The sequence below is a fragment of the Cupriavidus sp. HY129 genome (genome assembly GCF_059492215.1).
Map to the genome: position 1 here is coordinate 1,741,427 of NZ_CP083254.1, position 25,784 is coordinate 1,767,210.

Annotated in this window: 10 protein-coding genes; 7 read left to right on the forward strand and 3 right to left on the reverse strand. The window is 66.9% G+C overall.

The features are described from left to right. Positions 1–152 precede the first annotated feature (152 nt). The 3 genes from K6G35_RS07920 to K6G35_RS07930 all read left to right on the forward strand — a co-directional run bounded on the left by K6G35_RS07920 (position 153) and on the right by K6G35_RS07930 (position 17,878). Complete coding sequence (locus K6G35_RS07920; protein WP_051705358.1) at positions 153–974, forward strand: SapC family protein; 822 nt, start codon at positions 153–155, stop codon at positions 972–974. Positions 975–1,130: 156 nt separating this feature from the next. After that, a complete protein-coding gene (locus K6G35_RS07925) occupies positions 1,131–16,127 on the forward strand; it encodes a leukotoxin LktA family filamentous adhesin (RefSeq protein WP_495676312.1) in 14,997 nt (4,998 codons plus the stop codon). A 5-nt stretch (positions 16,128–16,132) separates the two neighbouring features. Continuing rightward, on the forward strand, positions 16,133–17,878 hold the full coding sequence (locus K6G35_RS07930) for a ShlB/FhaC/HecB family hemolysin secretion/activation protein (protein WP_495676313.1): 1,746 nt from the start codon (positions 16,133–16,135) through the stop codon (positions 17,876–17,878). A gap of 380 nt (positions 17,879–18,258) precedes the next feature. Here the strand turns inward: K6G35_RS07930 and K6G35_RS07935 are convergent, their stop codons facing one another. Continuing rightward, the gene (locus K6G35_RS07935) at positions 18,259–19,167 is read right to left on the reverse strand and encodes an alpha/beta fold hydrolase (protein WP_186426541.1); all 909 of its coding nucleotides are present in this window, start codon (positions 19,165–19,167) and stop codon (positions 18,259–18,261) included. Between the two features lie 395 nt (positions 19,168–19,562). On the opposite strand from K6G35_RS07935, the gene K6G35_RS07940 reads away from it, so the two are divergent. Continuing rightward, the gene (locus tag K6G35_RS07940) at positions 19,563–20,105 is read left to right on the forward strand and encodes a hypothetical protein (protein ID WP_241227842.1); all 543 of its coding nucleotides are present in this window, start codon (positions 19,563–19,565) and stop codon (positions 20,103–20,105) included. Positions 20,106–20,150: 45 nt separating this feature from the next. Here K6G35_RS07940 and K6G35_RS07945 read toward each other — a convergent pair whose 3' ends face one another. Beyond that, complete coding sequence (locus K6G35_RS07945; protein ID WP_008643916.1) at positions 20,151–21,743, reverse strand: TerC family protein; 1,593 nt, start codon at positions 21,741–21,743, stop codon at positions 20,151–20,153. Positions 21,744–21,974: 231 nt separating this feature from the next. On the opposite strand from K6G35_RS07945, the gene K6G35_RS07950 reads away from it, so the two are divergent. Both K6G35_RS07950 and K6G35_RS07955 read left to right on the forward strand, forming a co-directional pair. Next, positions 21,975–22,409, forward strand: a complete 435-nt coding sequence (locus K6G35_RS07950) for a nuclear transport factor 2 family protein (protein ID WP_008643917.1) — start codon at positions 21,975–21,977, stop codon at positions 22,407–22,409. A 123-nt stretch (positions 22,410–22,532) separates the two neighbouring features. Then, the gene (locus K6G35_RS07955; protein ID WP_008643918.1) at positions 22,533–23,555 is read left to right on the forward strand and encodes an alpha/beta hydrolase family protein; all 1,023 of its coding nucleotides are present in this window, start codon (positions 22,533–22,535) and stop codon (positions 23,553–23,555) included. Between the two features lie 8 nt (positions 23,556–23,563). On the opposite strand, the gene K6G35_RS07960 is transcribed toward K6G35_RS07955, so the two are convergent. Then, a complete protein-coding gene (locus tag K6G35_RS07960) occupies positions 23,564–23,962 on the reverse strand; it encodes a DUF1801 domain-containing protein (RefSeq protein ID WP_008643919.1) in 399 nt (132 codons plus the stop codon). Positions 23,963–24,337: 375 nt separating this feature from the next. Here K6G35_RS07960 and gad point away from each other — a divergent pair, with 375 nt between their 5' ends. Continuing rightward, complete coding sequence (gene gad / locus K6G35_RS07965) at positions 24,338–25,720, forward strand: glutamate decarboxylase (protein WP_008643921.1); 1,383 nt, start codon at positions 24,338–24,340, stop codon at positions 25,718–25,720. Positions 25,721–25,784 lie beyond the last annotated feature (64 nt).

The following is a 25,784-nucleotide window of genomic DNA, read 5'->3' on the forward strand; positions in this document are numbered from 1 at the left end:
GAAATACGACGGGTGCCGTATTTTCCCCGCCTGCCCTGCCCGGTATATTTCGCCCGCTTGCCTCCCAAGTTGCGCGGCGAAGCACCACACAAACACAATAAATATTCGGACGCGCGGCGCCAGTCGTGCCTCCAAGGGTTGAAGGGACATCCATGGCACAACTGCTCTTCTATCGGCAGCCCGAGATGCTGAACCGCTACCGCCACCGCCATCTGCGGATGCAGCCGGTGGAGAACGCGTACGGTTTCGCACGGCAGACCAATTCCACCGTGCTGACGCTGGCCGAGTTCGGCATCGCCAGCCGCGTCTACCCGATCCTCTTTGCGGGCGACGCCACCGGCAAGCCTGTGCCGGTGGTGCTGCTGGGCGTGCGCAGCGACGAGAACCTGTTCGTCGATGCGGACGGACGCTGGGATGCCGCGTATGTGCCGGCCTTCGTGCGCCGGTATCCGTTCGTGCTGGCCGAAGACGGCGGGCAATGGAATGTGTGCATCGACCGCGCCTACCCCGGCTTCGTCGACGACGTGGACAGTGATCTGGGCACGCCGCTGTTCGGCGACGACAACGAGCCACTGCCGGCGTTGCGTGGCAGCATCGACTTCCTCGAAGCGTTCCAGCGTACGTTCGAACATACCGTGGCCTTCGCCGCCGAACTGGCCGCGCACGACCTGCTGACCGAGGTACACGCCGTGGCTGACGTGGGCGAGGCCGGCCGCTTCTCGCTGTCCGGCCTGCTGGCGGTCGACGAAGCGCGGCTCGCCGCCCTGCCCGCCGACGTGCTGCAGCGCTGGCTCATGGACGGCACGATGAAAGCGGTGATGGCCCATCGGCTCTCACTCGACCTTCTGCCACAGCTCGCCCTACGGCTGCGGGAACGCATGCCGGCGACGTCCGCCAGTGGCGACCCGGCTCCGGAAGCCGTTGCCGCCACCAACGCCAACGCCAACGCAGACACCGACGCCATCGAAGCCTGACTTCGTCGCTGACATGACATCTTGACGCGCCCCGGGGCCAGCCTCGCGGGCGCGCGGTAGCTGGCCGGCCATCGCCGGCTGGCCCTGATTTTCAGTTCAACACATCAACGGGTTGTCGCACCGTGCCATGCCGCGCGGGCGCCGGGGGAAATCGCCATGAAGGACCACGCCACGCGGCTGCGCCGCGAACGCATTGTCGCGCGCAAACTGTCCATTGCCATCGCCACCCTGATTGGGACGGCTGGCGTGCTCGGCGAGGCGGCGGCACAGGTCGTCGCCTCGGGCAGGACCAGTACGACGGTCACCCCGGGTGCCTCCGTGACGCGCGTGGACACCACCAGCGTGGTCGGGTCCGCCGCCTTCAACGACTTTTCCGCGTTCAACGTGGGCAACGGTCACACGGTCAACCTGAACCTGCCAACTGGCACCAGCGCGCTGATCAACCTGATCGGCGGCGGACGCAGCCAGATCGACGGCACCGTCAACGCGCTCAAGGACGGGCGGATAGGCGGCAACGTGTTCTTCGCCAACCCCGACGGCTTCCTGATCTCCAGTTCGGGCGTGATGAACGCCGGCTCGCTGCACCTGTCGGCGCCGTCGCGCGGCTTCATGGACAGCTTCTTCCTCGGCAAGGATCAGCCGAATGGCATTGCCATCGACCTGCTGATGCAGGGCCGGCAGCCGATCGAGCCGCACAGCCTGATCGAAGTGCGGGGCCGCCTGAACGCTGCCGATAGTATCGACCTGCGCAGTGGCAAGATCGTCGTCGGCAACACCGCCCAGTTACGTGCCGGCGTGCCGCAGGCGGAGTTCGACCAGATGGTGAACACCACTGGCATCACACAGGCAGGCCAGGTGGTAGCGGTACAGGGGCGCATCTTCCTTGCGGCCACCGGTGACGTCGACATCAGCGGCCGGCTCGACGCGGCGGCCACGCCGGACAACGGTGGGCAGATCGACGTCACCTCGGGCGGCCGGCTCGACGTGCATGGCGGCGCCGTGCTGAACACCCGCAGCGGGGGCGGCACCGGCGACGCCGTCAAGGACGGCAGCATCAAGCTGCTGGCGGAGTCCGCGAACACGGCCGGCACCGATCTCGTCTCGACCGTGACGTCCGAGGCTTCCGTCAACATCGCGGACGCCACGCTGACCGGCGGCGATATCTCGATCGACGCCCGTAGCCAGGCCATCTACAACAAGAGCATCGTCTCGCTGGCCGATGTGCCCATCGCCACCAGTGGCTCGCTCGGGCTGGCGGACCTTGTTGGTGACGTCACGCTGGGCGCCATGCAGACCCGCAGCCGCGCCAGCGTCAGTATCGGTGCCGGCGCCAATATCCAGGCGAGCGGCACGCTGGCGATGAAGGCAGATTCCACCGCCGAGACCACTTTCAGCCAGATGTCGCTGTGGAACATGCTGGTGCCGTTCAGCGTCGATTTCCTGAAGGCCGATGTCGATTCGGCGGCCTCGGTATCGGTGCAGGCTGGCGCCGCCTTGCGCGCGAAGACGCTGGTGGCCGAGGCCGTCAACAAGGCCACGCTCGATGTCTCGGTCACCTCGATCTCCACCGAGGACAACGTCGCCGTGGGCGTGGCGCTGACCAGTGCGCGCGCCAACGCCAGCGTGGACGTTGCCGCCGGCGCGAGTGTCAACGTCACCGGCGATGTGCGTCTGGCCGCCAGCAATACCAACAGCTTCAACACCTCGATGAGCCAGACCGCGAACGACGACGGTGTGGCCGGCGGCGCGGCCGCAATCTTCGACGGGCAGACGGCGGCCACGGTACGACTCGGCACCGGCCTGGTCGGCGCGCGCGACGTCACGCTCGCCGCGCACGACGACACGCTGAAGAACCGCACCAATGCCTCGTCCACGGTGGGCGGCATCCACCTGCTGCAACGCGTCTACGGCATCGGCACCCGCGGCGCCGAGATGGTCCAGAAGTACTTGCTGAACAGCAAGAATGGCACGCCCAAGGCCGATGACCGTGCCGACTCCGATGGGTCGCCGTTCAAGCTGTCCGGTGCGCTCTCGTACACCGACTTCTCCAGCGGCGCCACAGCCGAGGTGGCAAATGGCGTGCACATCGACGCCACCGGCAATGTGGTGGTGGCCGCCACCGTGCGCGATGCGCAGATCCACGCCATGAGCGCCAGCTCGGCAGATCAGGACACCTCCAGCGGCAACCAGAACAGCACCACTGAAGCCTCGGTCAGCGGTGCGGTGACGCTGGGCTTCTACCGTCACGACGCCAACGCCCGCGTGGGCGACGGTGCAACGATCACGGCCGGCCAGTTCGGGCTCCTGTCGGACGTCTCGCTACCCTACGCGTTCACCTGGGGCAAGTTCGACAACCTCGACGCGCTGATCGCCAAGGCCACGGCAACGCTGGGGTTCTCCGACCAGCTCACGGGTTACGCCAACGCCTCCACGAGCGCACACGATGGCGACCTCGGCGTGGGCGGTGCGGTCAGCTACCTCGACTTCACCAACCGCAGCCGCGCCACGGTGGGCGATGGCGCGTCGGTCACCGTCAGGCCGTCCACCAACGGCACCTGGGGCGTGGACCTCGCCAACGGCACCCGCGCCGACTTCGATGCGGCCGTCCACGTCAAGGCGACGATGGAGACCGAAGGCGCTTTCTCGGCGGGCAACCTCGGTCTGACCGGCAACGGCAGCGGCGGCAGCGGCGATGCCGCGTCGGTCGGTGGCGCCTACAACCAGATCAACTTCGACAACAGCGTGGAGGCCCGCGTCGGGCGCGGCGCGGTAATCGGCGGGAACGTTGTCAACGCCGATGGCACGGCCGGCTCGCGCGTCGACGTGGCCGTCACGGCGGACGCCACGGAGCGCTTGTTCGTGCTGGCACCCAGCGCCGGCCGCGGCGGCGGCTTCGGCCTGAACGGCACGTTCGCGTACGCCAACACCGCCCATGAGACGATGGCGGTCATCGATGCCGGCGCGCAGGTGACGGCCAACCAGTTGCGCGTGGCCGCTCAGGACGACACCGTGATCTGGGCCGTGTCCGGCGGCATCAACAAGTCCGAAAGCGCCAGCGTGGGGCTCGGCAATGCACTGATCGAGGTCGCGACCGACACCCAGGCCCGCATCGGCAGCAACCAGGCCGGCGCCGACGCGGTCAACCTCCTGGCATCGAACGTCGATGTCGGCGCACGCACCGACGGTCGCGTGGAGAGCATTGCCGTGGCGGGCGCCATCACCACGCAGGCGGCCCCCGAAAAGCCCAAGGAACCGAAGCCCAAGAAGGACCCTGCCGACCAGGGCTTCTTCGACAAGCTCGGCGGCAAGCTCTCCACGCTGGGCACCGCGCTGAAATACACCTTGCTCGGCGACGCCCAGGCGCCGCAGACCGCGCCGAAGTTCGGGCTCGGAGTATCGGGCTCCTCGGCCATCAACCTTGTGGCGATGAATACCAGCGCCGCCGTCAGCAACGCGAACATTACGCTGGAAGATGGCAGCCTGGCGGTCACGGCGGTCAACAACACGGACATCGGCGCCTTTAGCGGCGCGGCCGCCCTGACCCGCGCCAACGCGCAGAGCAGCCGGGGCAGCGCGGCCATTGCCGGTGCGCTGGCGCTGAACGACCTGGCCAATACCACCGAAGCCACGCTGCACAACGCGCGCGTGACCGATGCCACACGAGTTGACGTGATGGCGCTGTCGGGCGGCGAGCAGCTCTCCGTGGCACTGGGGCTGGCCGTCAATGCCTCGGCCGACCAGAGCAAAGCGGCCTCGGCGGCCGGATCGGTCTCGGTCAGCACCGCGCGCAATGCCGTGCGGGCCACAGTGGATGACAGCACGATCACGGGCCAGGCCCACCGCACCGACGTCGACGTGCTGGCCTACGACCGCACAACGCTTGGCACCGGGGGGGGTGCCCTGCTCGGCGGTGGCCGGGGCGGCGTGGGCGCCGCCGTCACGTACAGCGATATCGGCAATACGGCGACGGCCATCGTGGACAACACGGCGATCACCGGCGCCGGCGACGTGCAGGTGCAGGCGCTGACCGCGAGCCTGATCGGCGCCGGCGGCGCCATGGTCGCGGCCACCGGCTCGGGCAACAACGTCACGCTGGGCGGCGCGTTCGTCTTCAACGACATCGGCAACGTTGTGCAGGCCAGCATTCGCAACGGCTCGCGAATCGACGCGAGCAATGTAGCGGTACGGGCCGCCGATACGGCCCGCATCAATGGGCTGGACGCCGTCATCGACCAGCACGACGGCGCTGGCGGCGCATCGGGTTACGACTACTCCGGCGCCGGCGCGGGCAATACCGACACCGATGGCGCCAGCATCGTCGCCGTGGCCGGCAACGTCCAGGCAGGCGGCAACAACGTCGGGGCGTCGATGCTGTTCAACACGATCGGCAACCGCTTCATGGCCGAGATCGACCAGTCGACCGTCACGGCCGACGCCAGCGTGGACGTTGTGGCGCACAGCGGCGCCACCATCTTTGGCTATGCGGCCGGCGTTGGCGTGGGCACCGGACAGTTCTCCGGCGGCGGCTCCGTGGTGATCAACGACATCGACAATACCATCACCGCACGCATCGGTGGAGACCAGGCCACGATCACCGCCGGCGCCCTGCACGTGGCGGCCAGCGATGCCTCGCACATCAGCGCGGCGGCCGGACAGATCAACGCCAGCCTGGGGACGGGCGCGGTGGGCGCGGCCGTCAGCGTCAACGAGATCGGCAATACGGTCGAGGCCAGCGTGACCGACGCCGCCCTGTACATCGGCGGCGCGAACACGATCCGGGCCGACAACACGTCCCGGATCGACACGCTTGCTGCCTCGGCGGGCGGCGCGCCCAGTTTCGCTATCAATGGTTCCGCCGCCACGGCAACCATCGCCAACACCACGACGGCGCAACTGGTCAATGCCACGGCCGTGGGCGATACCCAGCAGTTGTCCGTGCTCGCCACCGACAGCGCGCTGATCCGTTCGCTGTCCGGCTCGGCCGCCGGCAGCGGCAGTGCCGCATTCGGCGCCGCCGCCACGGTCAACCAGATCGACAGCGTGACGTCGGCCGGCATTCACGGCGGCAACGTCGAGGCCGGCAACGTCACGGTGGCGGGCACCGCCGATGCGACCATCGACACGCTCGCAGCCAGCGGCGCCGGCAGCGGCTCGGTGGCCGTGGCCGGTTCGTTCGCCACCAGCCTGCTTGGCGGCAGCACGTCGGCGGTGATCGACAACGGCGCCACAGTGCGCGCCTGGCAGAACGTTGGCGTGCTGGCCCGCCGCGACGACCGCGTGACGGTTGCCGCCGGCGGCGTGGGCATCGGCTTCGGTGTGACCGGCGTCGGCGCAGCCGCCGTCGTCAATGTGATGGACGCCGCCACGTACGCGGGCATCGTCGGGAACGGCACGCAGGTCGATGCGCTGGCGCTCGACCCGGCCGCAAAACTGAACGTCCAGAGCGGCGGACTCGACGGTCTGGCCGACCTGGCCGATGGCACCGACCTCGGCCACTACGCACGCAGCGACCTGGCCGGCATGCGTGAAACGCTGTCCGTGTCCGGTGTGGCGGTCAACGCCACAGCCACGCATTCAGTAGAAAGCCTGGCCGCGACGGTGGGCGGTGGCACCTATGCCGGCGTGGGCGTGACGACGCAGGTCGATGTGATGGGCGGCCAGACCGTGGCCGAGGTGCGCGACGCCAGCGTCAACCTGCTAAACGGCGCGGGTCTGGCGCAGGGGCTGGACGTGCGCGCGGCCGACCACGCCTATGCGAACAGCTTTGTCGGCGCGCTGGGCGGCGGCGCGGTTGGCGTGGCCGCTGCGGCGGACACCCATGTGTTCGACGGCACCACGCGCGCGCAGATCGTGGACAGCAACGTGCGGGCGCGCGGCACGGCCAGCATCGTCGCGCAGTCGAGCCAGAGCGCGGCGTCGGTCGCGGCCGGCGGCGCGGCCGGCCTCGCGGGCGTGGCTGGCACCGGTTCGCTGGCCAAATTCACCAGCACAACCCAGGCCGCGCTCAGCGGCGGCACGACCGAGGCAGGTGCCCTCGCGGTCGATGCCGACCACCTCAGCCGCATGGCGCTGGGTGCCGGTGCGCTGTCGGGCGGCGGCGTAGCAATGTCTGGCAGCTTCGGCGTGGGGCTGGACCAGAGCCAGACCGTCGCGACGATCGATGGCGCCGCGATCCGCGCCACGCGGGGTGTATCGGTCACGGCGGACAGCCGCACCGAGATCGACAACTGGAGTGTCTCCGGCGCGGGCGGCGGCTTCGGTGCCGGGGCGGGCTCGGCCGCCGTCGTGCTGACGGAGGGCGCGACGCAGGCCTGGGTGGCCAACAGCCGCATCGCCGGCTCGACGATCGGCAACGACGTGACGCTGACCGGCACCATCCAGTCCGCCACCATCGACAACAACCGGCTGGTGGGCACGGATGCCGGCGGCCAGGCCATGGGCGGCACGCTGCAAGGCACGAACGGCGCGACGCTGTCCGATGCGCAGGTCTGGACCGAAACCGACGCGAAAGGCCGCAAGGCCACCCTGGTCACCGGTACGTTGCGCGATGCCAGTGGCGCCCTCGCCCCGTTTGAAGGCGAACTGCGCGATGGCGTGCTGTACGACCCCAACGGTACGGCGATCGCCACGCTGGTTGGCGCGGCTCCGCAGCAGGCCATCGCAGGCGCCGGCTCACTCACGGTCAGCGCCACCGACCGCACGACCGTCGACAATCTCGCCGGTGGCGCCGGGCTGAGCGGCGGTGCGGGCGTAGGCGCGGCAGCGGTGGTCACACGCGTGGACAACACGGTCACTGCCTGGATCGACCATAGCGATGTGAAGACCCAGGGCGACGTGACGCTCCAGGCGCGGGCCGAACGAGACCTGTCGGCGCAGGCGGTATCGGCCGGCGTGGGCTTTACCGGAGCGGGCTTGGCCGGTTCGGTGGCCGTCACGCTGGTCGGCCAGGGCCTGAGCGGCGACGCCGCGCAGGAGCTCGATCACGACGGCAACGGCACGCTGAGCAAGGTCGAGGCGCTCGGCCAGCAGGACAAGGTCGGCGCCAGCGGATTCGGCAATGCCCTCGACAACAGCACCCGGACGGCGCTCAACCAGCGCGCCGGGGTCTCCGTGAAATCTGGCATCAACGCTGCAAACCTCGACGCGCGCACGGCGGCCGTGATCTCGGGCTCGACCGTTGTAGCCGGTGGCGACGTGCGCCTGGACGCCAGTGAAAGCGACCGCAACGACATCCTGGTTGGTGCTGCCGCTGGCGGCTTCGCCGGTGTCGGCGCGGCGGTGGGCGTCATGCAGATTCGCCACAACGTCGATGCGCTGGTCGACGGCGCTTCCACGCTGACGGCCGGCGGTGCCATCCGCCTGCACGCAGGCACCCGCGCGCTCGACGCAAACGCGCCGGCCGCGCAGGTGCTGGCGTACCAAGGTTCAGGCGGCGTGGTTGCGCTCGGCGCGGCGGTTGCCACGGTCGACATTGCTAACCAGGTATCGGCGCGGGTTTCCGGTGGCGCCACCGCACAAGCTGGCAACGACGTCGCCGTGACGGCTGACGACGCGACCGATGCCAACGCCGAAGCCCAGGGCTATCAGGTTGGCCTGGTGGCGGCAGGCGCCGCCGTGGCAACGGCCGAGAAGTCCGGCCAGACCATCGCCGCCATCGGCGATGACAGCGGCCTGCGCGCCAACGTGGCCGCGCAAGGCGACATCATGCTCGGCGCACAACGCAGCGGCCGTGTGGGCAGCCTGGCGCGCGCGGGGTCTGGCGGCGCCGGCGCCGCCACGGGCTCCGGTGCCACGGCCACCGACGACGGCATCGTCACCGCCAGCATCGCCAATGCCACGGTGCAGGCCGGCGGCACGGCAAGCGTGGTCGCGACGGCCGCACCCCAGACGCAGGCCCGTGCGGAAGGCTACAACGGCGCGGTATACGCGGCCATCGGCGCCTCGGTGGCCAAGGCGACCGCCGCCACCACCGCGAACGCCGCGATCATGGGCAGCAGTATCGTCGCCGATGGCGTAGACGTACGCGCCGCCACGATGCGCACTGCAGGCAGTCAGAACGCCGACGCCTTCGCGCGCGCCACGGGTGGCGCAGGACTCGTGGGTGCCAATGCCACCGACGCCGATGCCCTGACCAAGACCGCCAGCCACGCGACGATCGGCGGCAACACGGTCCTGCTGGTGAACAACGCCACCCTTGTCAGCGCCAGTTCCGACACCGGCACGCACGCCAATGCCAACGGCGTTACCGTGGGTGGGGTGCTGGCCGTTGGCGCCAACATCGCGCAGGCCGATGCCAATACCGACACCACGGCGACCATCGAAAACGGGGTGACCGGCCAGGCCGGCGCGACGCTGACCGTGCAGGCCATTGGCACTGACGAGACCACCGCGCAGGCCATGTCGGGCAGCGGTGGGCTGATCTCAGGTGCGGCAGCTGTGGCCGATACGCGCAACCAGTCGCGCACGACCGCAGCACTGGGCGGTGGCACCAGCAGCCAGGCGCTGCTGGCGACCGGCTCGGGCGGTGACGGCAAGATCGTCGTCGATGCCCTCCACACCGCACGCTTCAATGGCGAGGTGGATTCAGTCAACGCCGCGCTGGTGGGCGCCAGCGGCGCCCTGACGCGCCATGACGTCGACGCCAGCGTGACCGCAGCCATCAGCGACGGCGCCAACCTGGTCAGCCACGGCATCGAAGCCACGGCGGCGAACCTCGTGCGCAAGCCGTGGCTCGACGGCGGCGAATACAATGCCGAGGCGGGCTCGGGCGGCTTCCTGAACGGCTCGGCCGTGATCAGCGAAAGCGACATCAATACCGTCACCCGGACGCTCATTGGCCAGAACGCCTCGGTGCGCATCACGGGCGACCGCGACGACCCGGGACGCACGCGCTTCACCGCGTACAGCGACGTCCAGGCGCGCGACAAGACCCGCCTGGACTCGGGCGGCGTGCTCGATATTGCACGCGCCGAATCGCTGGTCCATGACCACTTCGACACGGCTGTCGTCGTCGCTCAGGGCGCCAACCTCGACACCGTGGGCGACGCCAGCTTCGCGGCGCGCGTGGCCAGCGACATCGAGACCAGCGCCAATGCCAAGACCTACGGCCTATCCAGCGCGGCGCAGGGCAATTCGGCCGCCACCGTCACCGGCACGCTGGCCGTCAATATTGCCGGCGGTGCGACGATTCGCGCCGACGGCAACGTCAACCTGCTGGTGGGTTCCGATGCGGACGGCAATACCAACGCCATACGCGCCGTGGCCCGTACCGACCTGTTCAACAAGTCGATCGTGCCGGTGCAGACCGACCCGAACGCCGACGCAGCGATCGACATCCAGGGCCGCGTAGACGTGGCCAACGCCGCCGTCGTGCGCAGCGTCAAGGACGTCAACCTCTATGCCGAGCGCGGCAACCTGCTGGCCGACGGCAAGGGCGTGGGCAAGGACCTGTGGCGCGAGGCGGCGGCCGCAGTGGGCAGCTTCTTCTCGAACCTGTTCGGCGGAGGCGACATCTCGCTGGACATCGAAGGCGGCTCCAGCAAAACCGATGTCGCAAACCGGGTGAACATTGCCGGCAACGTGCAGGCCGGCATCCAGAACAAGCAGATCCTGCGCGTGGAAGACAACGCCGATGGCTCGCTGAAGGTGCTCGAGCAGTCGGAAGGCATCACCTTCCGCGAGACCACCATGGACCTCGTGGCGAACTTGCAGTCGGAGATCAATGCCTACACGCGGGCGCGCCAGCAGTACGCGGCAGCCGGCGACGCCTTCGTGGCGCAGATCGACGCCGAGATTTCACGCCTGCAGCAGGAGCTGGCGGCGTTTGGCGGCGTCTCGTCCAAGACCGTCAAGGTGATTGCTGTGGATCCGGTCTACGCCAGCGGCGGCGACGTCAATGTCAAGGCCGACGTGCTGACCGTGGCGGCAACCGGCAAAGTCAATGCGCCCGGCGATGCGCTGATCAACATCGACTCGTCGAGCAACCGCTACCTCCAGGTCTCCAAGCTGGAGATCCCCGAGGACCAGGGCGGTCATGTGACCTTCAACAACGCATCGGTCACCACGCTCGCCGACATCACCCAGCGGAACCGGGGCCAGGAAAGCGCGGGCAGCGGCACGCTGGTTACCGGCACGGCCAGCGGCAAGCCGGCCATCAGCGTGACGCAGCGCTACCAGGCGCTGAACACCGGAGATCCGAATGCCCAGTCGCCAGACCTGCTGATCACCGGCGACGTGCTGAACCTCGGCGGCAACATCACCATCGAGAGCAAGGAAGGCAGTGTGCTGGTCAAGAACGGCCAGCAGGGCAACGGCACGATGGCGGGCAGCCGTATCCTGGGCCAGACCGTCAGCATCACGGCGGGCCGCGACTTCGTGATGTCCCCGACGGACGGCTATTTCCATGTGGCGGGCGATCCGTCGGCCACATGGGACGCCGTGGCGCAGGCGCTCGAAGCGAAGTACCGCGCCTACTCGCTGCGCTATGGCACCGACCCCGCCAACTGGTCCAACCCGAATGGCGCGATCGAGACCGCCACCCCGGGTTCCATTCCGCTGGCCAGCGGCGTCGGCATCATTGCCGGCAACAACGTGTTCCTGAACGCGCGCGTGCTCAATATCAACGGGCTGGTGCAGGCGGGCCTGCCGGACTGGTCGATTGTGCTCGACGCGGAGCGCGCTGGCGGCACCAGCATCGCGGCGCAGATCGCCAAGGCGGCCGCCGACTATGCGCAGCAACTGAAGGCCGGGGTCAAGCCGGGCGACATCAAGACCCGCTATGAGCTTTCGGGCGTGCGGATGACCGGCACGGACAGCCTGATCCACGCGGTCTACGACGTGGTCTCGCAGGAGATCGTGCTGGACAACGTCCGCGTGCAGGGCGGCTACATGGAACTGACCGGCCAGATCCTGAACACCGGCGGCGGCGAACTGCGTGTGATGGATGGCTACGGCCGCATCAACGTGCAGAACGACACCAACTACACGGTGCGCCTGAACACGCTCGACGTCGGCAGCAACATCGAGGGCACGATCAAGATCACCGACACGTCGGCAATGCTGTTCGATGGCCAGCCGCTCTCCTCAACGATCTACCGACGCATCGGCAACCAGATCACCCAGGAGACCGTGCGCGACGGCGCTGTGTTCGCCACGACGAACCTGGGCGAAGGTCGCACCACCACCTACACGCCTCTGTCCGGCCTGCGGTACGGCTGGACTTCGGGTCAGAAGCAGACGTTCCAGCGCGAGCTGGTCAACTACACCACCAAGGGCTGCTACGGCGCCGGCGGCGACGGCTGCGCCAGCGACGACCCCAGCGATTCCTGGCGCACGGGCTGGTATGCACTGGAGAGCGGCAAGCAGATCTATGACCGTACCGGCTTCGTCACCCGCGATCTTGCGCACGAGAGCGACGCTTATCTCTACGAGTTCCAGACCCGCACGGTCAAGGACACCACGCATGTGTCGACCTACGACACCGGCAAATATGGCTGCGGCATCTACTGGTGCGACAGCGAGATCTTCGTCTACCAGTACGAGAAACAGGACTTCCACAAGCACTCGGTCAAGGCCGACTACGCCATCGGCATCTCGTTCGTCGGCCATGACACCGGCAGCGTCAACGTGACCGGCAAGGGCAACGTCGTCATCGGCAGCACGGTCAACGCCGGCAACGGCACGGCCTCGATCACGTCCACCGCCGGCAGCATCAACGCCGCGGACCGTACCGTCGTGGTGGGCCAGGACGTGAACCTGTCGGCCGCCACCGGCATTGGCAACAACGGCAATGCCATCTCGGTGGACGTGCGGGACGGCGGCTTGCTGAACGCGAGCACCGTCATGGGTGACGTGTCGGTGCGCGAGCGCAGCGGCGACATGGTGATCGGCCGTATCGGCACGGGGGCTGGCACCGTCACGCTCGAAGCCGACGCGTCGATCGTGGCAGGCCGGGCCGCTGCTGGCGGTCTGCCCGACATTCGCGGTACCTCGCTGAACCTGATTGCACACGGCGGCACGCTGGGCACAGCGGCACGGGCGCTGGAGATCCAGACCGACGGCGTCAACGGCAAGCTCGATGCGGAGGCCAATAACGACATCTTCCTGAGCCAGCGCGACGGCGACCTGCGCTTGAACCGCGTGGTGTCGCACGGGCGCGACGTCAGCATTGTGCTCGACAACGGCAGCTTCATCGACGCCAACGACAACAGCACGCGCGATACCCGCACGCTGGCGCAGCTCGAATCGCTGTGGACCGACATGCAGTTGCTCGGCGCCGGCGCCCAGGCCAGCACTGACCAGGCGCTGCGCAGCCTGGTGGGCCTGCGCGACCGCGAGTACCAGACCTACTGGAACTTGCGCAACCTGCGTCAGGTGGTGGGACCGGACGGCAACCCGATGCTGGTGGCCGACGCCTACGATCCGGCCACTGCCTCGCCCGAACTACAGGCGCTGCACGCCCGCTTCAGCCATCTGACCACTACCGACGGCACGGTCAGCGACCTGACGCAGCAGTACCAGGCGGGCTTTACCTACGCCGGCTACGTCACCGCCGAGGACAAGGCGTCGGTGACCACCGGCGGCACGTGGACGGCCAACGAACTCAAGTACGGCATCAGCCGCGCGGTCTACAACAAGACCACCACCGATACCGAAACGCAGATCGAGCAGCCCAATATCGAGGCCCGCAATGTCTCGCTGGTGGCACGCAATGGCGGCGTCGGCGCGCTGAAAGGCGAAGTCCTGATCGATGCCTCCACGGCTGGCTCCACGCTGACCCAGGCGCAGCGCGAGGCGCTGGCCACGGCCGAGGCCGATGACGTGGCCGTGCTGCCCAACGGGCAGTTGCGCATCATCCAGCGCGACGACGTCGACGTGGCCAGCACCGGTGCCATCTCGATCACGGCGGCCACGCACGTCTACCTTGGGTCCGAGACCGACCTCAATATCGACGCGGTGAAAGCCGGCGACACGATCCGCGTCAAGGGCGCGGGCGGTATCTATAGCGTGGCGACCGATCCGGCGCGTCCGAACCTCGAAGGCGGCAGCATGGTTCTGGAAGCCGGCGACGGCGGCGTGGGCACCGCCGCCAATCCGCTGACCACGCAGATTGCCAACGGCGGCACGCTGACCGCGCGTGGCGCACTCGGTGTACACGTTGCGCAGCTTGCCGGCGATCTGAACGTGGCGGAAATCTACTCGCCCGGCGCGGTGTCGCTGTCGGCCCGTGCGGGCAACATCGTCGACGCGCGAGGACCGGACCGGTTGCAGGCCATCCAGGCAGGATCAGTGGCGTTGCAGGCGGCCGGTGCGATTGGCAGCAGCGTCAACCCGCTCGCGCTCACCGTGCTCGCCGACGGCCAGGTGACGGCAACCGCGTTGCAAGGCATCTTCCTCGGTAGCGACCAGCGCGCGCTGGCGCTGGGCGACATCGTCGCAGGCGGCGATGTCGGCATCGCGGCGGCGGGCGGCAGCCTGACGCTGTATGGCACGGTCGTCGGCACAGACGTGGCGCTGGGCAGCGCGCGCGGGCTGGTCTTTGCGGCGAGCGGCAACGTCCGCGCGGCCGGCGGCCTGTTCCTGCAAGGCGAATCCCTGACGATGGCGGACGGCGCCACGGCTGAAGCGGCCGGGCGTATCGAGGCGGTCACCAATCGCGACATGGCCCTCGGCCAGCTGACAGCCGGCGCCGACACGGCGGATGCGATCCGCCTTACCGCTGGCGGCAGCATCACCGACGCCAATGGCGACGGCATCAACCTGGCGGCGCGCGCACCGGGCGCCGGCATCGTGCTGGCGGCGGACGGCAGCATCGGCGCGAGCGACGCGCTGGAGATCGTCACGTCGTCACTCGATGCGCGCAGCGGCGGCAACCTCGCCCTCGCCTCACGGGGCAATCTGGACGCGATGTCGGTCACGGCCGCCGGCCATGCCGCGCTCGACATCGCCGGATCGCTTGCGGGCGGGCGTCTCGCCAGCGGCTCCGCCGATCTGAGAGTGGCCGGCAACGCCGCGCTACACCAGTTGACGGTCGCGGGCAACGCCGGGATGCGTATTGGCGGCGCGCTGACCGCCGCCAACCTGCAGGCCAGCGCGTTGTCCGCCGACATCGGCGGCGATGTGGTGATCGGCCAGTTGGCGAGCAGCGGCCCTGCTCGCGTCGCAAGCGGCGCAAGCCTGCAGATCGGTGACGCATCGGCCGACGCCCTCGTCCTGCAGGCGGCCGGTACGCTGGCGGCCACGCAGATCACGGCGGGTAGCGCGCAGCTCGCCGCAGGTGGCGATCTGAACGTCGGCAGGCTGTCCGCCACGTCCGATGTACTGGCCGCCGCCGGGCACGACCTGCGCGCCAATGCCATCCAGGCCAACACCATGACGCTGTCGGCAGGCAACCAGCTGCGCGTCGACGAGGCCCGGGCCCAACAGCGTGCCGCGTTCGGCGGCCGCACCATCGTCGCCAACGTGCGTGCCACGGACCCCGCCGCGCCGCTGACATTGGTAGCCACCGGCACAAACGGCCTTGCCGCCACTGCGGTGGACACCGGCAGCGGCGCCCTCGCCGATCGGGTCGACCTGACGATCGACAGCGCTGCAGGTGCCAATTTCGGCAGACTGTGGACGGCTGGCGGTCAGTTGACCATGCGTGGCGGCGCACTCGATGTTGCGAGGGGGCGTGTGCTGGACCAGTTCGTCTTCAGCAACGAGGCCATGCGCGTGCTGATGGACAACCGCAGCATGCAGCCACGGCCATACGACGTACAACTGTACGCGCCGTCTACCCGCTTCGCACTCAATATGAACGGCAACCTCGTGACGACCGATGCCTTCGTGGTGCTGCGGGAGCCAGCCTTCCGCACCCGCACCCCGGCCGGCGAGAACGTCAGCCTGCGCGACGTGGGCGCGGACATGTCCGCGCGCGCCAATGCAGTGCCGCGACCCGACCCGGACGGCAGCCCGCGCCCGGCGGCGGCCCAGCCGGGGCAACTGATCGCCATGACCGGCATCCCGGTTGGCCTGGGCGACCTGTCCTCGGCATCGTGGACCTCCCGCGCGGCATCGCCCGGCGCCCCGGTGTCGGCACCCGGAAGCTGGACGATCGACCGCATGCTGCTGGCGCCCTGCCCCCCCGATGACACCAAATGCCTGGCCGAATGACGCGCATGCCCACGTCCCGCATCCCTTACCTTTCAAGCATGTTCAACAGGACCCTGTCGCGCCCCATCGCGCCGACCTTCAGGCTGGCGTCGGTGACGCTGGCCGCCGCACTCGGTGGGCTGCCCTCGCAACAGGCCAATGCACAGGTGCCACCCGTGGCCATACCACCGGCTGCCGACCCGGCCGTGATCCAGCGGCAGGCCATCGAGAACGAGCAGCGCATTCGCCGACGCTCCGAGCCCGATGTACCGGCGCCAGACAAGCTGATCGACCAGAAGCCGGCGCCCGATGTGTCGGCCCAGGACGCCAGTATCCGCTTCCAGGTCAGGCAGATCGTGTTCACGCCGTCGGCCATCCTGCCCGAATCGCTGCTGCGCGAACTGGCCGCCCCGTACGAGGGTCGTGAGGTATCGCTGGCCGAACTCCGCGAACTGGTGGCCGCCGTCAACGCGCAATATCAGGCGCGCAACATCGCCACGGCGATGGCGGTGATCCCCCCGCAGGAGGTCACCACGGGCGTGGTGCACATCCGCCTGGTAGAAGGCCGCGTGGGCACGGTGCGCATTGAAGGCAATGCGTCGACCGCCGACCGCTATATCCGCTGGCGCGCGGGTCAGGCCCCCGGCGCGTTGGTGGACCTGCCCACGCTGGAGGCCGACCTGCAGCGCTTCAATCGCACCAATGAAATGCAGTTGCGCGCCCAACTGGAGCCAGGTCAGGACACCGGTGCCACGGACATCGTGCTGGTCGCCGCCGAGCCCGAGCGGCAGAGCGTGCGCGCCTACACGGATAACGGCGGCAGCCGCTACACCGGTGAAACGCGCTTCGGCGCCATCTACACCAACCGCAGCCTGCTCGGATGGCGCGACGAACTCACGCTGAGTGGCGCAGCCGCCGAGGGCTATCGCGGTGGCTCCGTGAACTACAGCGTACCGGTAACGCCCTGGGGCACGCGCCTTTCGTACGGCTACTTCCACGACGAGACCAAGATCAGGAATGGCCCGTTCGCATCGCTGGGCATCGAGGGCACCTCGCGCACCAACCTGTTCGGCCTGCGCCAGCCGCTGCTGTTCGTGCAGGCGGTGCAGCTCGACCTGACCGTCTCGCACAAGCGGCAGGATTCGGACAGCCGCATTGATCCGATCGAGCTATCGCACAACCAGACCAACACCACCGCCGTGGGCGTCGACATGCGCGCCGGCGCAGACGGCAACTTCACCTTTGCGCAACTGAGCTTTGCCACCGGCGAAGGCCGCAATGCCAGCACCGACTGGCAGAATTTCCGGCTGGTGCGTGGCTATGCCCGCCACTGGCACGACCTCGGGGCGGCACTCTCGCTGCAGGTGGGCGGCAGTTTCCAATGGACGCGCGACCAGTTGCTGCCCAGCAGCGAGCAGTTCTTCATCGGCGGCGACGGATCGGTGCGCGGCTATGACAGCGCCGCGCTGGGCGGCTACAACGGTTACACGCTGACGGCCGAACTGCACCGCCGGCTGTATGGCAGCACCGCGCCGGACAGCCGCTCGCTGGGCCTCAGCGCGTTCGTGTTCGTCGATCATGGCGCGGTGAAGGCATACGCGCCGCCGGGCACCGACGGCGGCCTCACCAGCCTGACAAGCGCCGGCCTTGGCTTCGATCTGAACTACGGCAAGTATCTGACGGCACGGCTGGCCTACGGCTACGGCTTCAATGACCGCGCCGACCTGCAACGACACCAGCGCGTGCACTTCCAGGTCGTCGCGGGCTTCTGACGACGACCTGGATGTTCGGACGGTTAATGCGTGACGATGTTGAACCAGAACTCGAAGGTATCGAGGTTGCAGACCACCGGGCCTGGCGGCGGAGCAGTCGACTGAGAACGGCCGGGATGGGTCGTTCGATTTACTCGGTTGAATCCGCGGTCGGTAGCTGCCGTTGCCGCCGCCTGACTCGAACGCGGAGCGCGCCGCCGTTCACCTGCCCCACCTCTATTGCAATTCGGCTGCATCAGGCCGGCACCACCACCCGACGGGAAGCCCAGAAAAAGACACGCCCGTACCGCCATTTCAATCTAGCCCGCGCTACTTTTTTTGAATGCAGGGTAGACATAGCATGCAGGCGTCAGACCGTCAGGAAGCCGGGGCCCTCCAAGCTATTGCGCGAGGAAATCGACGATCGCGCCGACTGTAGCCTGTGGTTGTTCTTCCATCAGCCAATGCCCGGCATTCGGAATAACCAGTTCTTTCACGTTGGTCGCGGCATTGCGCATGACGATCGCTTCGTTCTGGCCAAAAGACTTCGCGCCACCAATCGCCAGCACCGGCATGGTCAGCTTGGTCGCCAGCGATTTCTGGTTATCCTCGGCGTCTTGCGGAATCGAGAGGAATTGCGCGAACGCTGAATGCATCGCGCCCGGCTTGGCGTAGAGCCGGGCATAGTGAACCCGTGTGGCTTCGTCGATCTTCGAAGGATCTCCGGCGAACTCGTTCCAGAACCTGTCCAGGTAGATGCGTTCCCGGCCCTTTACCAGCCGCTCCGCATCCGGGCCGCCGAAGGAAAAATGCCACAGCGCTGGCATCCGGACAATCTGTTCCCACGGCGGGATTCCCGGCACCGGCGCGTCCATGACGATCAGCCTTTTCGTCTTGTCCGGATAGCGCGCCGCATAGGCAAAGGCGACCATCGTGCCGATGTCGTGGCCGACCACGTCTGCCTGGTCGATGTTCAGTTGCGCCAGCACCGACCGGATGTCCCCAGCCTGCGTGCGCTTGTCGTAGCCGCCGTCAGGATGCGACGACAGCCCCATTCCGCGCAGATCCGGCACCACCACCGTATGGGTGCGTGCCAGTTCGGCGGCCAGTGGCGCCCACATGTCCCCGGTATCGCCAAAACCGTGCAGCAGGACCACCGCAGGCCCGCTGCCACCCACCCGCACATACAGCGTCGCGCCCTCGGTCTGGATATTCTGGTGCCGGAAACCTGGCGGAAATGGCTTCACCTGTGCTTGCAACGGCTGGACCATGGCAAGCATGAACACGACGGCGGCAAGGAGTCTTCGCATGTTGTTCTCCGGGGCGGGAGTGGCCGGTGTTGGAAAGTCACGTTATTGGATCGCCTGAATGGCTGCGCTTCGCGCGAGCCCCCTGAAGCGTAGTGCAAGTCGCGCACAACGCAAGGCGCTGCCGCGCCGCATATTGGCTGTCGATGCCTGAACCGATCGGCTTCACGCCCGCCTGCTGACGCCCTGCTCCCTGGAGATCCGCCGAGCACTGCTGATACCATGACGACCCGAATACGCCGACACGTCAACGACGCCAAAAGAACAACGCCAATTCCTGTCAGATGCATCTACTTCGATCTGCCGCACTGGCAACCGCCCTGCTATCCCTGATGGCCTGCACAACCCGGCCGTTCCAACCGTCGCCACCCCTGTATACCCTTTGGTCCAAGCCGGGGGTGAACGAGGCAGGCGTGCGCAGCGCCATGCTCGGCTGCGGATTCGTTCACGCAGGCTATGTCGACGGCACCACGATGACTAGCGACGACCATGCGCGCGCGCAGCTCTGCATGATCGACAATGGGTTCGTCTATCAAGACAGGCGCATCGTCTGCACGGACAATCCAGATCTGCCGGCCTGCGCCAATGTGCCGCGTGGCAAGACCTTCGGTACCGACCCCGACTTCGACCCCGCGCTGCTCAAGCGCCGCCCGCCCCGCCCACCCGCATATACGTACTGGAGCCGCCCCGGCACCGATACTGAAGGCGTCAAGCGTGCCATGGCGGCGTGCGGCTACTCCACGGTTATCGAGCCCATCGACACAATGCTGCTGAACGATATCGCGGCGGCCGAGCTTTGCATGATCGACAAACAGTTCATCTATGCGCTTCCGGCTAACGCGCTGCTTTGCAAGAACCCGCCGGGGCTGCCTGCCTGCAGGCATCGCGTCATTGATGCCGCGCGCTGCTGCGCGCCACCGAAAGCAGCGGGGCAACGCTGAACTCAGGGCGCCAACCGTGCCTGCGGCGGTATCCGACAGGTGCGCTCAGGCACCCGAGTCAATCGGGGTGCCCTCGGCATCGGCGGTAGCCCTTCCCGGGGCCTGAACGTCGACGCGCTCGATCCGGCGATCGCTCACCGCCGTGACCGTGAAGCGATAGCCCTCCAGATCGAGCGTCATCCGTGGTTTCGGCACCATGCCGAAGTGCTCGAGCAGCAAGCCCCCAAGCGAAGCGGCGCCTTTCGCCGAACTCACCCAGGCGGGGTCGAGGCCGAGCGCCTGCGCCACACCATGCAGATCCGCTGCGCCATCCATGAGCCAGTGCCCTTCGTCGATCTTTGTGATCGTGGTGGTCTCGTCCTCGTCGGGAAACTCGCCCGCAATGGCTTCGAGGATGTCGATCGGTGTCACCAGACCAACGATCGCGCCATACTCGTCCGCCACCAGCACCAGGCGGCCGCGCGAATGCGAGTCCTTCAGGGTATCGATCAAACGCAGGATATTGATCGACTCGTGGACCACGATTGGCTCACGCAGGCTCTTAGCCTCGTCGATGGCGCCCTTGTCGAACAGGTCTCCGAGCGCATCCTTGCCGCGCACGACGCCAATCACGTTGTCCAGTTCGCCACGGCATACCGGCAAGAAGCTGTGCGGGTCATCAAGAATCTGCTTGCGCAGCGTACCGGCGTCGGCGTTCACGTTCAAATATGAGATATCGGCGCGCGGCGTCATAAGGGAGTGGACGGATCGTTCGGCCAGTGTCATCACGCCACTCACCATGCTGCGCTCTTCCGGCGCGAACGGTAGCGGTTCATCCCGCTTCACGGCCCCGCCTTCTGGCGCCTCCGACGCATTGGCGCGCCGGTCGCCCAGCAGGCGCAATACGGCATCGGCTGTTCTCTGCCGCATCGGCACCCGCGCCATATGACGTAGAAAGTTGCGCTGCGCGACCTGGTTGAATGCCTCGATCAGCACCGAGAATCCGATCGCCGAATAGAGGTAGCCCTTCGGAATATGGAAGCCGAGCCCTTCCGCCACCAGGCTCATGCCGATCATCAGCAGGAAGCTGAGACACAGCACCACCACCGTCGGGTGCGCGTTCACGAATCGGGTCAGCGGCTTGGAGGCAATCAGCATGACGCCGACCGCGATCACGACGGCGGCCATCATCACGCCGAGATGGTCGGCCACCCCCACCGCAGTGATCACCGCGTCCAGCGAGAACACCGCGTCGAGAATCACGATCTGGGTCACTACCACCCAGAAGCCGGCGTACTCGGTCTTGCCCCCCTCCATATGTGGCATGCCCTCCAGCCGCTCATGAAGTTCGAGCGTGGCCTTGAGCAACAGGAAGAAGCCGCCCACCGCCAGGATCAGGTCCCGGGCCGACATCGAAAGCGGCCCAATGGAGAACAGCGGCCGGGTGAGCGTGATGAGCCACGACATCACCGACAGCAAGCCGAGCCGCATGAACATCGCCAGCGACAGGCCAACCACCCGCGCCTTGTCGCGCTGGCTCGGCGGCAACTTGTCCGCGAGAATCGCCACGAAGATGAGGTTGTCGATGCCGAGGACGATCTCGAGCACGACCAGCGTGACCAGTCCGATCCAGATCGAGGGGTCAGTCAACCATTCCATGGCGGGATTTCACGTGGGGAAACGTGCACTGTAGCCGGAATCGACGGGCCGCCACAGCAAGGCAGCCGTGAGCCTGCATCGACTTTCGGGCGACTTGACCGTCCCTCGATAACCGATGGAAGCATCGAAACCGGACATGGCACCACACTGCGCCGTCGTGTACTATGCAACCAGTTGCATAGTACACGACCGTATCCAACCGGAGACGGCGCCACCATGAGGAGACACGACATGACCGCAGCAGGACTTTCCCCGGCAGCCGCAAAGACGCTGGCAACCTGGCATGACCTTCTGGCACGCAACGCCATGGAGGAACTCGATCCCCTGCTGTCCGACAGCATTGTGTTTCGCTCGCCGGTCGCGCATACACCTTACCCGGGCCGTGCTGCGATCAAGCTGGTCCTGAAAACCGTCAACACGGTATTCAAGAACTTCACCTATCACCGCACGTTCGCCACGGCGGACGGGCTGGGTGTGGTGCTCGAATTCAGCGCCGAGGTCGACGGCAAGGCGCTCAAGGGCATTGACATGCTGCGCTTCGACCAGGCGGGCAAGATCGAGGAATTCGAAGTGATGGTGCGCCCGATGTCGGGACTGCAGGCGCTCGGCGCAGCCATGGGCGCCAAGCTGGCTAGCCAGAAGCACGTACTGGCCGGACAAGACTGACAGGCCGCTGGCGATTGCCGAGGCGAGGGGCCCTGTGGCCTCAGTTTCGGCAAGACGCCAGCCACGCCAGCGGCTATTCTTCCGGCACCGGGATCGCGCCTCCCGCCAACGACGAGGATTCGCATGCATAGGTTTCGCTGGGCCGGCCTGCTGCTGGCATTGCTGTGCGGGATTGCCCGTGCCTCGATGGGGCTGACCGAATTGCCGGCCAGCGGGGATGACGGCCCGGTGACCGTCTATTACCCATCGAACGATGCGAGCCACCCGGTAAAGCGTGGGCGATTCCTGCTCGATGTCGCGGTGGAAGGCCACCCGGTGGCGGGCAACGGCAGGCTGATTGTGATCTCGCACGGTTCGGGTGGCGCGCCGTGGGTCCATGCCGACCTCGCGCGAAACCTGGTCGACGCGGGATACATCGTTGCCATGCCGCTGCACAAGGCGGACAACTATCTGGATAGCAGCGACCCCGGCCCCGACAGCTGGACCATCCGGCCCGCAGAAGTATCGCGCGCCATCGACGCGATGGGCCGAGACGCGCGATTCGCGTCGATGCTTCGGCTGGACAAGGTCGGCATGTTCGGGATATCCGCAGGCGGCCATACCGCGCTAAGCCTGGCGGGAGGACGCTGGTCACCGGCACGGTTCATGCAGCATTGCGATGCCCATATCGCAGAGGATTTCCAGACCTGCGTCGGGTTGACCACAAGACTGACGGGCGGCCCACTGGACGGCGTGAAGGAATGGGTGGCCCTGCGCGTGATTCACCACCGTTTTGACGACGACACCCCACGCGCCACCTTCGATCCACGCATCGCGGCAGTGGTGGCCGGCGTGCCCGCCGCCGCGGACTTCGACATGGATTCACTGGTCCGGCCAGCCGTACCCCTTGGCCTGGTCACGGCCGAACAGGACCGCTGGCTGATTCCGCGCTTCCACGCGGACCGGGTACTGGCGGTCTGCCAGACCTGCGAGCATGTCGCCGACATGCCCACGGGCGGACACGGCGCATTGCTGTCGCCGCACCCGCCGGGTCTGACCGGACTCCTGGGCGAACTGCTCAACGATCCCCCCGGCTTCGATCGCGCCGAGGTTGCTGAAGTCCATCGCAAGATCGTCGCGTTCTTCGGGCGACACCTGCTGCCATAACGCAGTGACTACTTGCGGGATTTCGACTGGTTGAGCGCAACGGCAGCCTGGATAAGCGCTTTCAGCGAAGGCTCGTCGATCTCCTCGCCTTCATGAAAGTCGATCGCACGCCGCGTGTTGCCTTCGAGACTGGCATTGAAAAGCCCCGCCGGGTCTTCCAGCGACGCCCCCTTGGCAAAGGTCATTTTCACGACGCTCTTGTAGGTCTCGCCCGTGCAGAGAATGCCGGCGTGCGACCACACCGGCACGCCCCGCCATTTCCATTCCTCGATCACTTCGGGATCGGCGGCCTTCACCACCGCGCGTAGCCGCGCCAACATCGCGCCGCGCCAGTCACCCAGCTCCTGGATCCTCCCGTCGATCAATCGGGAAGCCGAATCGCTCTCTCGCGGTTCGCTCTTTGTCATCCCAGTTTCTCCTCGAAAACACACCTCGGTACTACGGCAGATTCGGGCATGTCAGGCAGTCGAATTACGCACACCGGGTACCTGACTGACAGCGGAGTCGAGTATAGCTTTCCCATCACCGCGGGCCTCATCACGCGAGAGTGATTTTGTGCGTCCGTATTGGCCTAAAGCACAATGATTTCTGAGGGGCTTCGCTTCTATACTCGTGTCGAGCCGCGTGCCCGGGGTACGTCCACGGAACGCGGCGCCGCAGCCGGCGCCTGCCCTTCCCTCCCGCGCTTTCCGCACCCGTTCGTCTTCCTGTTCGGTGCCTTCGCGCCGTGACCGGGTATCGGGTCGCCGGTTCTCGCCATGTCAACGTTACGAGGGGTATCCATGAGCGACATGCAAGAGCACAAGGTCACACCGTACGACCAGTTCAACTACGAGGTGCCTGAAAACGTCTTCCCGCGTGAAGGCATCTCGGCGAATGCAGCGGCCGCGATCGTGATCAGTGACGAATGGACCGACACCAACCCCATGCTCAACATGTCGTCGTTCGTCACCACGTTCGCGGAACCGGAAGCCCGGGAAGTTGCCGCGCGCAATATCTTCAAGAACTATATCGACCACGACATGTATCCGCGGCTCTTCGCCATGGAAGGCCGCATGGTGCGCTGGCTGCATGAGTTGTGGAACGGCCCGAAGGGCGTGGAGCCGTACGGCACCTGCACGGTAGGCTCATCCGAGGCCTGCATGCTCGGGGGCCTGGCGCACAAGTGGAACTGGCGCCAGCGCCGCCAGGCCGAAGGCAAGGATGCCACCCGCCCGAACATGGTGACGGGCGGCAACGTGCAGATCGTGTGGAAGAAGTTCCTGCGCTACTTCGATGTCGAGCCGCGCATCGTGCCGCTGAAGCCGGGCAACTACTGCCTGACCGCCGAAGACCTGGACAAGTACGTCGACGAGAACACGATCTGCGTCGTAGCCATCGCCGGGCAGACCTTCACGGGCGAGGATGACGACATCCAGGGCATTCATGACTGGCTCGATGACTACGAGAAGCGCACGGGCATCTCGGTCCCCATGCATATCGACGGCGCCTCCGGCGGCTTCGTCAACCCGTTCCTCTACCCCGACTACAAGTGGGACTTCCGCCTGCCGCGCGTGCAGTCGATCAACGCCTCGGGCCACAAGTACGGGCTGACGCCTCCGGGCCTCGGCTGGGTGGTGTTCCGCGAACGCAAGATCTTCAACGAGGAACTGGTGTTCTACGTGAACTACCTGGGCGGCGAAATGCCCACGGCCACCCTCAACTTCAGCCGCAACGCATTCCAGGTGGCCGTGCAGTACTACCAGTTCCTGCGGCTTGGGTTCGACGGCTACAAACGCGTGATGCAGCACACACTGGACAACGCGATCTTCCTGCGCCAGCAGCTCGTCGACAGCGGGTACTTCGAGATCATGAACACCACGCAGCGCATTCCGGTGGTGGCAGTGACGCTGAACAAGAAGTACAAGAACTTCAACGAGTTCGATGTCTCCAACAAGGTCCGCGAGAAAGGCTGGGTGCTGTCCGCGTACACGATGCCGCCCAACGCCGAATCGGTCACGAGCCTGCGCGTGGTGGTGCGTCCGCATGTGAACCACAACGTGGCGCAACTGCTGGCCACCGATATCATCAACGCCTGCAAGTTCCTCGAGGCCAACGGTGGCAATGCCAAGCCTCCTGCATTGCACAAACATGCCGAAGCGCAATCGACATCGTTGAAGTGCTGATGGGTGGATGACTGGCCGGCCGAGGGCACGCAATGCCCCCGGCCGGCTTTTTCTTTTTTGGCAA